This window comes from Bacteroides difficilis, assembly GCF_048319815.1.
GTDB classification, from domain to species: domain Bacteria; phylum Bacteroidota; class Bacteroidia; order Bacteroidales; family Bacteroidaceae; genus Bacteroides; species Bacteroides zhangwenhongii.
The window spans coordinates 5590419-5603341 of sequence record NZ_CP182814.1 but is presented as its reverse complement, the minus strand read 5'-3'; the positions used below and the strand labels follow the sequence as shown (position 1 = coordinate 5603341).

Below are 12923 nucleotides of genomic sequence, written 5' to 3'. Positions count from 1 at the left end.
AGTAACTTTTAATACATTTATTAATTAAGCAAAACTTCTACGTTTGCAAAATTGGGAATCTTATTCGGAAAAAACAAATCTATTTTTTCTTGTTTTTTTCAAGTGAATAATAACATGTTTACTTTCAGTGACTTATGTGTTTATGTCTTTGTACTATCACTAATCCCGCTTTTGCTATTTTATAAGTATCTGTTATATAGAATATTATATATAAAAACTCTGTTTTTCTTCTCTCATTCTCATGTTTGTATAGGAATCTTATTTCGGTTTATAGATAGACATTTGAGATGCAATAAACTTGCTTTTTATAGCAATTCGTTATTTAGATAAAATCTATATAACGGAATTTTATTACTTGTCTTTCTTACCGAATAAAGAGAAGTGAACGTAGCGCTTCGGGTGCTCTTTCAAGTCTTTCAATAAGCCTGCTGCATTTTCAGTAGTAGCATTTAGATTATTGTATAAAGTCGGGTCGTTGAAGAGTAATCCGAGTGTGTTATCTTTGCTATTCAATTTTTCTGTAAGCATCTTTACATTGGATAATGTTTCGTCTATTTTCTTGAAAGTAGCTGCATAGTCAACTTCTTTAAGATTACCGCTGATGGTTACGAAGTTGTCTCCAATTGTATTCAGTTTGCTGGTAAGCTGTGGTATATCATTGCTCATGAGACCTTTAACCTGAGAACTGACTACGGCCAAGTTGGCAGTGGTCTTTTCTATTGAATGTAGGGTGGCAGGAATACTCTTGTCACCTAAGATTGTATTCAGAGAAATAAGGATAGAATCCAGTTTAGGTAACATTTCCTGTACTTGTGGCATTAACTTTGCCACACTTTCCATCATTCCATTATTCAGTGTACCGGGAATAGTATCTCCTACGGCATATTTTTCGCGGGGATTGTTTGCCAAAAGAATATTCATGCGTACTCCTCCCATCAGTTCGGATACCAGTTCGGCACTACTTCCTTTAGGAATTCGTAGTTCGGTGTCCAGTTCTACTTCTACAACCACATTTCCGGGATTGGTATAATCATAAAATATATCGCGTACAATACCTACACGAACACCGTCTGCGAATACCGGGCTCGACTTAGTCAGTCCGTTAACATTCTGAAATTTAGCATAGAAATAGCTGGAAGGTTGAAACATATGTATTCCTTTCAGCCAGTTAATCCCATAAACAAGTACACACAGTGCAATGATACCTGCGATACCTATTCTGACTTCTTTTGTAATATACTTCATTTTATCTTTTATTTATTTCTTCTTTTCTTAAACTCGGCAATTGCTTCATTGACATTCATTTTTTCACCGTTTCGGAAAGCGATGATAAAAGCATCTTTGAACTGGGCTGTAATAGTACGTTTGGTACGTAGTACCCTATTATAATCACCGGAGGCACCATATGTGTATTTATATATACCTTTTTCTTTATAATAATCTACACCTTTCAATCCTTTCAGTCTCTTGTCATTTTTAGCAAGAGGTTTGGAAGAGGTAAGTATTTGTATCTTAAACGTAATTTCATTGTCATTAGTTGCACTTTCCGCAACCTTTTGAACGGTTACGGGTCTATCGTTTTCTTTCTCTATCTCTTGTTCTTTTTGTTCGGTCGGTATTACAGTCTTGCTGACTCCGGTTAGCCGTATTTCGTGCTCTCTTTTATAATTGAGAAAAGCATGATAAATACCTTTAGCCATGGTTGTAGCTCCCGCTTCGGAGTTCAGATAACGTTCCTCCTCAGGGGTGGAGATGAATCCTAATTCTATCAGAATACTTGGCATGGCACTTGCTTTTAAGACGAGGAAGCCGGCTTGATGTACTCCACGGTCTAAACGTTTGCAAGTATGACGAAATTGTTTTTGCATCAAAGACGCCAGGTGCACACTTTGTTCCATGTATTTATCCTGCATGAATTCAAATATGATATAAGACTCAGCTGAATTAGGATTGAATCCTGCATACCGAGTCTGATAGTCGCTTTCGTAGAGAATTACTGAATTTTCCCGTTTAGCTACTTCTAGATTGGCGTCCGATTTAGCCAAACCGAGTGTCCAGGTAGATGCTCCTTTTGCAGTACGGTTGTTTGCCAATGCATTAGTATGAATAGAAATAAAAAGATCTGCTTTCGCATTGTTTGCTATTTCCGCCCTTCGACCTAGAGGGATAAAAACATCTTTGCTACGGGTATAGATCACTTTAACGTCATCACAATTGTTTTTTATCAGATTTCCTACTTTTAAGGCAACGTTCAGATTGATATTCTTTTCTTTTGAGATTTTTCCAATAGCACCGGGGTCGTGTCCGCCATGTCCGGCATCAATGACCACGACAAAATCCTTCCCCCATAAATGGCTGGTGCATGAGGGTAAGAAAAGAAGCCAGAGGCAAATGCATATATGTAATATGTAGGATCTATTCAGTTTCATATTTATAATACGGTGCAAATGTAGTAGAAATTTATAGAAAACTTATTATTTGCCATTAAGTTTTGTGTTTTTTTCGGTTTAATGATAGCTTTTTTCCTGAAATCTCCGTTACTTTGCGCTCCGAAGTTAAAATGTACGACGATGCTTAAGTTTTTGAAGAATTGGACATTGCCTATTGCCATGTTGGTGGGTGCTGTGGGTTATCCGTTATTTATCTGCCTCTCTTTTCTGACTCCGTATCTTATCTTTACGATGTTGCTGTTGACATTCTGTAAGGTATCTCCGCGCGATTTAAAGCTTAGACCGCTTCATGTATGGTTATTACTGATTCAGATTATCGGGGCGTTGGCTGCTTATTTGCTGTTGTTTCAGTTTGATAAGATTGTGGCGGAAGGGGTGATGGTTTGCATTATTTGTCCGACAGCCACTGCTGCTGCCGTGATAACTTCGAAACTGGGTGGGAGTGCGGCAAGTCTGACTACTTATACGCTACTTGCTAATATTGGAGCTGCCATTGCGGTGCCTATTCTTTTTCCATTAGTGGAGGTTCATCCTGATGTTAGTTTTTTGGAAGCGTTCTTCGTTATTTTAAGCAAAGTGTTTCCTCTACTGATTTGTCCGTTTCTGGCTGCATGGTTATTGAGCAAATTTTTGCCGAAAATACATCGGAAATTATTGAGTTATCATGAACTTGCTTTCTACTTGTGGGCAGTTTCGCTAGCTATCGTGACGGCACAGACGCTGTATTCGTTATTGAATGACCCTGCGGATGGATTTACTGAATTTATGATTGCTGTTGGAGCATTGGCAGCTTGTTGTTTACAGTTCTTTTTGGGAAAGACTATCGGCTCTATTTATAACGACCGCATCAGTGGCGGACAGGCATTAGGACAGAAAAATACGATTCTAGCTATCTGGATGGCCCATACTTATCTGAATCCATTGTCTGCTGTTGCACCTGGATCGTATGTTTTGTGGCAGAATATTATCAATAGCTATCAGCTGTGGAAAAAGAGAAAAAATGAGATAAAATATTGAATATAATATATTGATATATAGCGTTTTATGTTTATTAGGTGTAATTTCCTTTATTTTCCTTGTTTTCTTGTTTAGTCTAATAAATGCCTTTATTTTGTTACTATTTTGTTACCCGTATTCATTGGAGTAACAAAACAAATCGCTATATTTGTATCGGTAACAAAATAAGAACATAATTATGGCGAAGAAGAAACAAGAAGTTAAATTGAAAGAACCTGTAAGGATTAGATTCAAGCAGCTTGCCAATGGCAACCAGTCTATTTATTTGGACTACTATACAGGTGATGTTATTAGAAAAGAAAATTATGTTGGCGGTAAACGGCAATATGAATTTTTGAAGTTGTACCTTATACCCGAAAAGACGAGGGAGGATAAGGTGAAGAACGAAGCTACATTGGCTCTTGCAAAAGCGATTCAGAGTAAGAGGATAGTAGAGCTACAAAATGATGCACACGGCTTTCTGAACACCAACAAATCAAAAGCGAATGTGATTGATTATTTAATGGGTATAAGAATCCAATCCAAAGAGCGTGGCAGTTTGAACTATGAAAAGACTGTCGGTAATACTATCCGTGAGCTAAAGTTGTTTAGAGGGGATTATATCGCTTTTCGTGATATAGATAAGGATTTCTTAAATAGCTTTGTAGATTTCTTGAAGCAAGCGAAGAAAGCAAGCAAGTTTGGCTTGTTAAAAACTGGGGGAGTGTTAAGCAATAATTCGGTTATAGCCTATTATGGAGTGTTGCGTACTGCTATAAACAGAGCCTATAAAGAGGGAATTATTACGGTGAATCCTACAAAAGAGTTTGATTTTGCCAGTAAGGTAAAAGCGGAAGTTAGCCGTAGGGAGTATTTGACAATAGACGAGTTGAAACTACTTATCGGAACAGAGTGCAAGTATGAGATAATGAAACAAGCCTTTCTTTTCAGTTGTTTGTGTGGGCTGCGTGTTAGCGATATAAGAAAATTGAAGTGGAACGATTTGCAGAAAAGCGGTGAGAGAATAAGAATTGAAATCAAGATGCAGAAAACCAAAGAACCGCTTTATCTGCCTATATCCGATGAAGCGTTAAAGTGGCTGCCGCAACACAATGGAGCAAAAGGCGATGATTTGATTTTTCCTTTGACGCATGAGGGGACTATAAATAAAATACTTCAAAAATGGGCGAAAGATGCAGGGGTTATTAAGCATATCTCGTTTCATGTTGCCCGCCATACCCATGCTACTATGATGCTTACATTGGGGGCTGATTTGTACACGGTTAGCAAACTGTTAGGGCATAAAAATATTGCCACGACTCAAATTTATGCGAAGATTGTTGATAAGAAAAAAGAAGAAGCTGTAAGTTTGATACCGAATTTGACGGACTGATTTAAAAAGAAAGTACGGGAACTGCGACATAACCGTACTTTCTTCCTTTTTTTTGCCTTTGTTTAGTCGGAAAAAATATATCTTTGTTTCTACTAACTGAAACATAGAATATTATGATAGAAGAAGAACTGAAAATAAAATTCGACCATATACAAGGTATATTCAATCGTTGTATCAATCATGCCAGTCAAGTTTTGACAGACAGCATTGCCGCTAAATCTGTATATCTTAATGAAGAACAGGCTGATAAACTGGAACAGCAAGAATATATTCGTACTGTTGATGAGTTAGTTCAGCTATATATTCGCTATTCTATATTGAATGATATTCAAAGTTTTTATTCGGTATCTGACTTCTTTTGGGAAAGTGGTTTTTATGAATCTTTGAAATCCGATGAGAAAAGAAAATACATGTCGTTTAATCCTCTTTCATTTGATTATTCCCGATATGAACAAGATAATACGGTTTATGATGAAGAACTGCCTTATTTCTCCGTAGTAGTCAAAGTTGTTGTGTTAGAAAGATATTCGGCATACTTGCGAAAAAAGAAAGAAAATAAGGTGCAAGCAGAAATGCAACCACAACAGGAACGGGAAGAAGAACCGCAACCAAATCAAAATAAATACCAAGAGCCTAAAATTATACCCCATATTGCTAAAACTGAAAATCCTTTTAAGTCTGTTTTAAACGATAGGCAAATAGAGTTATTGGTAGAGTGTATCAATGAAGTAGAGATTTTCAATGTCCCTATGACTTTTGAAGATTTGAAAGCGATACTTTCCTGTAAGCCTAAAGTTATATTCAGGTCTAATAACAACAGGCTGGTCGCTTTTCTTTTTTCGGAGTTAAGCAATCGTGGTTTGATAACATCTAATTGGCAATCTGTTATAGCAAAGAATAAGTTGTTTGTTACGAAGAATATAAAGAAAGATAAATATCTGAATCAAGGTGATTTAGCCACAGCTGCCAATTATGTAAAAGGGGTGGAACATGAAAAAGATTATGTAACCATCAGCAACTATATCAAACAACTGAAAAAACTTTAAGAATAGGTTAAGACCTCAAACATAGCTTAATCCGCTATCAAGCTATTCCTCAATACTTTTGCCCCCGTAATCGATTACAAGAAACCGGAGGGCATGCACTCCATATTGTCTAACGCAAATACTTTTGTTATATGGAAACAAGTATTGAGAAGCGAGTTGCAGAACTCGAAAATTTAGTGTTCCTTTCAAAGAACGTGCTTAGCTTCGATGAAGCGAGCAAGTTTTTGAACCTTTCTAAAAGTTACCTGTACAAGCTGACTTCGGGTAACTTGATACCTCATTACAAGCCGCAGGGCAAAATGCTTTATTTTGAGAAAGCGGAGTTGGAAGCATGGTTACGTCAGAACCCGGTCAAGACGCAGGCGCAGATAGAGCAGGAAGCGCAGAAGTATATCCTTAACCGTCCTCTAAAGAAATAACGGCTATGGAAAATAGAAAAGCGACAGAAGCCGGGCAGGACGTCACCATGCAGAAAGAGGATTTCGCAGCCCTTTGGAAAACCATTCATCTAAAGGTAACGGACACTTACGAAGTACCGCCCGAAATACTCTGGGTGAACGGCTCTACCATTGGCACGCTGGGTAATTTCAGCGCATCCACGGGTAAAGCCAAGAGCAAAAAGACATTCAACATTTCCGCTATCGTTGCGGCAGCGTTGAAGAATGACGAGGTACTGAAGTATTCGGCATACCTGCCACCGAACAAACGGAAAATCCTCTATGTAGATACCGAGCAGAGCAAATACCATTGCCATAAGGTCATGGAGCGTATTTTGCGCCTTGCCGGATTGCCTACCGACAAGGACAGGGACGATTTTGTTTTCATCGTGCTAAGGGAGCAGACCCCCGACAAGCGGAAACAGATTATCGGCTATATGCTTGAAAATATGCCCGATGTGGGGTTACTCATCATTGACGGAATCCGTGACTTGATGTATGACATCAACAGCCCCAGCGAATCAACCGACCTAATCAACCTCTTGATGCGCTGGTCAAGCGGATATAACCTGCATATCCACACTGTTCTACATTTGAACAAGGGGGATGACAATACAAGAGGACATATCGGTACGGAACTGAACAACAAGGCTGAAACCGTCCTGCAAATCACGAAAAGCCAGCAGGACGGCAACATAAGCGAGGTAAAGGCGATGCACATACGTGACCGGGAGTTTGACCCGTTCGCATTCCGTATCAATGACAACGCTTTGCCCGAAATCGTGGACGGTTATGTATTCCAACAACCTAAGCAGGATAGGAACTTCCCGCTTACGGAACTGACCGAACAGCAACACCGGGAAGCGTTGGAGAACGGTTTCGGCAAGCAGGTGGTACAAGGCTATTCCAATGTCATAGCGGCATTGAAACAGGGTTATGCGAGTATCGGTTACGAGCGTGGACGCAATGTCCTTGTGTCACTTAACAAGTTCCTTGTGAACAAGCGTATGATTGTGAAAGAGGGCAAGGGCTACCGCTATAATCCTGATTTCCATTATTAAAAGTCAGTTTGGTTTAGTCCGGGTGTATATATAAGCGGAACGGACTTACTATTTCCCTGTATTGGCAACAAGCAGGTTTAGTATGGTACGGGTGTATATATAGCGGACTAAACAGGACTGGCGCACTTTTCAATTATTCTTTCAACCATTAAAAGAAAATATTATGAATATTGAAGATATAAAGAAAATATCCATTGTGGATTATTTGCACAGTTTGGGCTATTCGCCCGTCAAGCAGCAGGGCAACGGCTTATGGTACAAATCACCGTTAAGGGAGGAACACGAACCGTCTTTCAAGGTGAACACTGACCGCAACCTTTGGTATGACTTTGGCGCAGGCAAGGGCGGTAACATCATTGCATTGGCAAAGGAACTCTATTGCTCCGACAGCCTGCCATACCTTTTAAACCGGATAGCGGAACAGACACCGCACGTCCGCCCGGTCAGTTTTTCTTTTCCCCAGCGTAGGACAGAACCGAGTTTCCAACATTTGGAAGTCCATGAACTTACCCATCCGGCATTGCTCCGTTACTTGCAGGGACGGGGTATCAATGTCGAACTGGCAAAAAGAGAATGTAAGGAACTCCATTTTACCAATAACGGCAGACCGTTCTTTGCTATCGGTTTCCCGAACATGGCAGGAGGTTACGAGGTTCGCAATTCCTTTTTCAAAGGCTGCATCGCCCCGAAAGACATCACCCATATACGGCAGCAGGGAGAGCCGAGAGAGAAGTGTTTGGTATTCGAGGGTTTTATGGACTATCTTTCTTTCCTCACGCTCCGGATGAAGAACTGCCCGACCATGCCCGACCTTGACAGGCAGGATTATGTCATACTCAACTCTACAGTCAATGTGCCGAAAGCCATTGACGTGCTGTACCCGTATGAACGCATCCACTGTATGCTTGACAATGACAAGGCAGGATATGAAGCGACACGGGCTATCGAATTGGAATACTCCTACCGTGTGCGTGACTTCTCGGACAATTACAGGGGCTATTCGGACTTGAACGATTACCTGTGCGGCAGGAAGCAGGAACAGAAGAACAGCACCAGCCAGGCGCAGGCGATAAAGCAGGAAACCGGACAACGTGCCGCCCCAAGACAGAAAAGGGGCAGGGGCATTTAGTCCGGCAGGATTACCAGCGGCAGGCGGTTTGATTTGGAGAGCAAGGTTATGTTTCGGTAAACCGAAACTACCTTGCTTTGCTTGACAGCAAAGAAAATTTCTCCCGTTGGTCGCAATTTTTAAGATACCATTTAAATGTAAAAACCTATGACGAATATAAAGGATAAGCCGGGGGGACGTCCGGCAAAGAAACGGATAGAGAAGCAGCAACGGGTAGTCAGCACGAAGCTGACCGAGTTGCAGTATTACGCCATCAGGAAGCGAGCCGGGGAAGCCGGGTTGCGTGTCAGTGAGTATGTCCGACAGGCGGTTGTTTTGGCAGAGGTCATACCCCGGCTGAACAGGCAGGATGCGGACACCATCCGCAAGCTGGCAGGGGAAGCCAACAACATCAACCAACTGGCGCACCGGGCGAATGCCGGAGGTTTCGCACTGGTGGCGGTGGAACTGGTGAAACTCAAAAACAGGATTGTCGAAATTATAAACCAGTTGTCGGATGATTGGAAAAATAAAAAAGGGAAGCGGGTTTAAGGGTTGCGTGAACTATGTGCTTGGCAAAGAACAAGCGACTTTGCTCCATGCGGACGGGGTACTGACAGAAAGCCGGGGAGATATAATCCGCAGCTTCTGTATGCAGACCGGGATGAATCCCGACTTAAAAAAGCCAGTCGGACATATTGCGCTAAGCTATTCGGCAGTGGATGCGCTCAAATTGACAGACGAGAAGATGATACAGCTTGCGCAGGAGTACATGCGTGAAATGAAAATCACCGATACGCAGTATATCATCGTGCGCCACCAAGACCGGGAACACCCACATGTGCATATCGTATTTAACCGTATTGACAACAACGGCAAGACCATTTCGGACAAGAACGATATGTACCGTAACGAGCAGGTATGCAAGAAACTGAAAGCCAAGCACGGGCTTTATTTCGCTGGTGGGAAAGAACAGGTGAAGCAGCACCGCTTGAAAGAGCCGGACAAATCGAAATACGAGATTTACAACGCTGTAAAGAATGAAATCGGGAAGTCCAAGAACTGGCAGCAGTTACAGGAGCGGTTAGCGGAAAAGGGTATCACTATCCGGTTCAAGTATAAGGGGCAGACAAGCGAGATACAAGGCGTTTCCTTTTCCAAAGGCGAATACACGTTCAAGGGTTCGGAGATAGACCGCAATTTCACTTTCTCCAAACTGGATAAATGTTTTGGAGATGTAGGGCAGACGACAGCCGGAAGCAATAAGCAGACGGTTACCGCACCTGTTCAGAAACCAGTTTCAGCATCCGACAAAGCGGATAATTCTTTTATAACAGGTTTAGGCGGTCTGTTTTCCGGTTTGTCAGCCCCGGCTGATGAAATGCCCGATGATTCCTTTTTGAGAAAGAAGAAGAAAAAAAAGAAAAAACAACTAAAGTTATAAGCGTATGGAGGAAAATTTGATTTTAGAGGGGCTTCTCTCAATGGTTACAGAACTGAAAGAGAAGCAGGAAGCACAGGTAACGCCAGCCAGTCGGGAGGAAACTCTCGAAAGGCTGAACGCAATCGAACAGGCATTGTCGGAACTGCACAGTAACCCGGCTGTTCCCGAAAGGGATTTGCAGGCTATCCGAAGCCAGCTTGACGAGATAAGGAACAGGATGCAAGGTCAGCAGAAACATATCGAGGACACCAAGAAAATAGTATTGGAAACCTATCGTTGTTTCAAGGTAATGCTTGATACTTTTGGCTCTTGCAAGACGGATAAAGAGGAAGCTACGCCCTTACCGCTCTATCAACGGATTTACAACAAGGTCGCTTCTTGGATTCGTCCGGGATTGTTTCTTTTTTCGGCAGTGCTGATTCTCTGTTCCGCTTCTATATTCTTGAATGTCCGTTTGGCTGAACGTATGCAGCAGTTGCAGGACAACGATATGAAATACCGCTATTTGCTGATGCAAGGACAGGCAGACGGGGAAACTTTTGATATGCTGGAAAACAAGTTCAAGTGGCAACGGGATAACGACTTTATCCGAAGTCTGACCGATTCAGTGATGGATTTTGAATACCGCATCCAAAGGCAGGTGGAAACACTGGAACGTGCAAGGCTGTTGAATGAGCAAGCCGAACAGCTAAAGAAAGAAGCCGATAAGCTGGGTAAGCCATAAACGGGGAAAGCCGGGACGGATGAAGCACATTCACCATTCCGGCTTTTCAGATTCACTTCTTTTTCTTCGTACAGTGTTCTTTCTCGAACTGGCGTAGCGTGGTAATACTGAATCTTTCCTTGATGAACTCCCGGACATTGGAAGCCTTGTAATACACTTTTCCGCTGATAGTGAAGTACGGCAGCGCACCGATAGCCCGGTAGCGTTGCAGGGTTTTGATACTCACTTTGAACAGCAGGCACAAGTCTTGATTATCCAGCAGGTTATCATCTTCGGGCAGTACTCTGTCTGCATTGCGCAGTACCCGCACATCCTTACAGAGTTCTTCCAGTTTGGCGTACAGCTTCTGCATCCATTCACCAAATTCGTCATTCTCTATATACATAATTGCTTCATGTTTCAGATTATACATTCTTATTTGTCAACCGATTGATGAAGCAAAGTTCTAAAAACGGATGCAAAGAAATTACAGGGGAACTAATGGAATCCCCCATAAATAAATTATAAGTTGCTGATTATCTATATCCTTTCTTGTCGTGTTCCTTTCGGATAAGGTCTGCCAGTCCATTAAGAAATTCGGTGAGTTTGCCCGGCTTTCGTTTTATTACGTCCTCATGCTTTTGGTGACAGTCGCTTATCTTGATGTTAAACAGCCACTCAAAACCTTTGGATAAATCCACCAAATAGGCAGGTTTACCGTTCTGATAAACGATGTCTTTGGAGAGGAACAGACCGCTTACCATTTCCATAATGTTGATAAGGGTTGTTTTATCAGCGAGATAGAGAGGGGAAATGTTTTGTCTTTCAAGCCGTTGTTTGAGTTGTTCCGGATACTTGATGCGCCATTCGATAAGGCGTATTTCGGTGTTTAAAAGTCCTATCGCTTCATCGATTAAATACAAATAGGGTATTTTTTTCTTGCTCAAACCGTGTACGATATGATTTAAGGCGGTGCAAACCAAAGGAGAAATAACGTAATAATACGCTATAATCCTGTTTGTTGATACTAAAATTGGCTACATGGGTAGCTAATTCTTCGATAGCTTCTGTCAGTTCAGATGCAGAAACTTTGTGTTGTGAGCATTCCGATAATAACCGGAAAAATCTCTGTTGTAATAATTGTTTTATCATATAACTTTATACAGAAACATTATTTTGTATGCTTAAAATAATTTCAAATTTATTGTTTCAATCTAATTTTTGTTCATGCAACCATTCTAATATGACATTAGCTATATCTATATTGTTCAAATCAGACATAGGGAAATGGGTGTTTCCATAAATGCCTATTTTCGGTAGGTGAATGATAGTAACATTACCCCCATGCTTATTTACAGTATTTGCCCATTGATAAGCTAAGTCCAAACGTATTCTCCAAATATCCAACTCGGGTATATTCGAATGCTCTGTAGGAATATTATCACCATAAATCAGAAGTATTGGAGTTTGAGTAAACACTTTAAAAGTATCAGGAGATACCATAATATACTCAATCTCTTCTGACACCTCGGTTATAGGATGCGGTTCATCGGTTGGAAAAGAGAAGAATCCGCCACCTTCCAATGCTATTACAGCTTTGATGTTCTTTGTTTTAGTCATTGTTTTCCATGTGTGCATTACACCTTGCGAATGTGCCATCATAATAGCACCCTCTAACTTGTCAAATAATGCGGCTATGGCGTCCGTATTTACGTCAAAGTCTATTGGACCTGTATCCGGTGTTATTTGCCGCATGAATTGATTCAGGCTTTCTTGGTCATGCGGAAATTGTACATTCTTAAAATAGTTAGGATATATACCAATACGCCATTTTGTGTACCATGTCTGTTCATCATATATAGGTTGTATGTTGATTCCCGTTTGTCCGCGTCCGGCATTTCCACGACGCGGGTGTGTCAAGTTATAAGTCGAGAAATTATGTCTGATGAAGATGTTTTGAAATCCTTCCCGTCCATCAGGTGTACTTTCCCATGTCTTTGAAGATTGGTAAATTCCATGAAGAAATACCAATGGGTATTTATGCGGGTGTGTGGGCTTCTGATAAAATACATACCCGTGGTCGCCATGAAATTGATTGCCATTTTCATCGGTTGTAATTGTACCACCTATGGCAAAACTGCCCTGCTCTTGTATTGTCAGTGTTTTTTTTACATTCTTTTGTGCATATATCCCACAAGAGAAAAATATGGGTAGCAAAATAATTGTATTAATAAGTCTCATTGTCTTTTTGAATTTGGATTGAAAGTTTGATTTGTTTTATCGAG

General features: G+C 41.0%; 15 protein-coding genes. 9 read left to right on the top strand and 6 right to left on the bottom strand.

Annotated elements, in window-relative coordinates:
• Nucleotides 1-351 precede the first annotated feature (351 nt).
• Both ACNOGP_RS22010 and ACNOGP_RS22005 read right to left on the bottom strand, forming a co-directional pair.
• Complete coding sequence (locus ACNOGP_RS22010) at nt 352-1245, bottom strand: MlaD family protein (protein WP_007751899.1); 894 nt, start codon at nt 1243-1245, stop codon at nt 352-354.
• 8 nt (nt 1246-1253) lie between these two features.
• On the bottom strand, nt 1254-2429 hold the full coding sequence (locus ACNOGP_RS22005; RefSeq protein WP_186967446.1) for an N-acetylmuramoyl-L-alanine amidase family protein: 1176 nt from the start codon (nt 2427-2429) through the stop codon (nt 1254-1256).
• Nucleotides 2430-2510: 81 nt separating this feature from the next.
• Here ACNOGP_RS22005 and ACNOGP_RS22000 point away from each other — a divergent pair, with 81 nt between their 5' ends.
• From ACNOGP_RS22000 to ACNOGP_RS21960, 9 genes are all read left to right on the top strand, one after another.
• Nucleotides 2511-3467: a bile acid:sodium symporter family protein gene (locus ACNOGP_RS22000; RefSeq protein WP_418213744.1), complete on the top strand. Its 957-nt coding sequence runs from the start codon at nt 2511-2513 to the stop codon at nt 3465-3467.
• A 178-nt stretch (nt 3468-3645) separates the two neighbouring features.
• Entirely contained in the window at nt 3646-4839 is a 1194-nt protein-coding gene (locus ACNOGP_RS21995; RefSeq protein ID WP_418213743.1) for a site-specific integrase, read from the top strand.
• A gap of 113 nt (nt 4840-4952) precedes the next feature.
• Nucleotides 4953-5885 (top strand): hypothetical protein, encoded by a 933-nt coding sequence (locus ACNOGP_RS21990; RefSeq protein ID WP_418213742.1) that lies wholly within the window; start codon nt 4953-4955, stop codon nt 5883-5885.
• A gap of 131 nt (nt 5886-6016) precedes the next feature.
• Nucleotides 6017-6304, top strand: a complete 288-nt coding sequence (locus ACNOGP_RS21985; protein WP_005802192.1) for a helix-turn-helix domain-containing protein — start codon at nt 6017-6019, stop codon at nt 6302-6304.
• 5 nt (nt 6305-6309) lie between these two features.
• Nucleotides 6310-7383: an AAA family ATPase gene (locus ACNOGP_RS21980; RefSeq protein ID WP_007479977.1), complete on the top strand. Its 1074-nt coding sequence runs from the start codon at nt 6310-6312 to the stop codon at nt 7381-7383.
• Between the two features lie 163 nt (nt 7384-7546).
• Nucleotides 7547-8512, top strand: a complete 966-nt coding sequence (locus ACNOGP_RS21975; RefSeq protein WP_418213741.1) for a toprim domain-containing protein — start codon at nt 7547-7549, stop codon at nt 8510-8512.
• A 147-nt stretch (nt 8513-8659) separates the two neighbouring features.
• Complete coding sequence (locus ACNOGP_RS21970) at nt 8660-9043, top strand: MobC family plasmid mobilization relaxosome protein (protein ID WP_418213740.1); 384 nt, start codon at nt 8660-8662, stop codon at nt 9041-9043.
• Entirely contained in the window at nt 9009-9935 is a 927-nt protein-coding gene (locus tag ACNOGP_RS21965) for a relaxase/mobilization nuclease domain-containing protein (RefSeq protein ID WP_418213739.1), read from the top strand. Before ACNOGP_RS21970 ends, ACNOGP_RS21965 begins: the two co-directional genes overlap by 35 nt.
• 4 nt (nt 9936-9939) lie before the next feature.
• Nucleotides 9940-10659: a hypothetical protein gene (locus tag ACNOGP_RS21960; protein ID WP_418213738.1), complete on the top strand. Its 720-nt coding sequence runs from the start codon at nt 9940-9942 to the stop codon at nt 10657-10659.
• Nucleotides 10660-10711: 52 nt separating this feature from the next.
• Here ACNOGP_RS21960 and ACNOGP_RS21955 read toward each other — a convergent pair whose 3' ends face one another.
• From ACNOGP_RS21955 to ACNOGP_RS21940, 4 genes are all read right to left on the bottom strand, one after another.
• Nucleotides 10712-11044: a helix-turn-helix domain-containing protein gene (locus ACNOGP_RS21955; protein ID WP_418214790.1), complete on the bottom strand. Its 333-nt coding sequence runs from the start codon at nt 11042-11044 to the stop codon at nt 10712-10714.
• Nucleotides 11045-11174: 130 nt separating this feature from the next.
• The gene (locus tag ACNOGP_RS21950; RefSeq protein WP_215710387.1) at nt 11175-11570 is read right to left on the bottom strand and encodes an RteC domain-containing protein; all 396 of its coding nucleotides are present in this window, start codon (nt 11568-11570) and stop codon (nt 11175-11177) included.
• Nucleotides 11545-11790: a hypothetical protein gene (locus ACNOGP_RS21945; RefSeq protein WP_252199205.1), complete on the bottom strand. Its 246-nt coding sequence runs from the start codon at nt 11788-11790 to the stop codon at nt 11545-11547. Before ACNOGP_RS21945 ends, ACNOGP_RS21950 begins: the two co-directional genes overlap by 26 nt.
• Nucleotides 11791-11847: 57 nt before the next feature.
• Nucleotides 11848-12879 (bottom strand): alpha/beta hydrolase, encoded by a 1032-nt coding sequence (locus ACNOGP_RS21940; RefSeq protein ID WP_418213737.1) that lies wholly within the window; start codon nt 12877-12879, stop codon nt 11848-11850.
• Between the last annotated feature and the right edge of the window lie 44 nt (nt 12880-12923).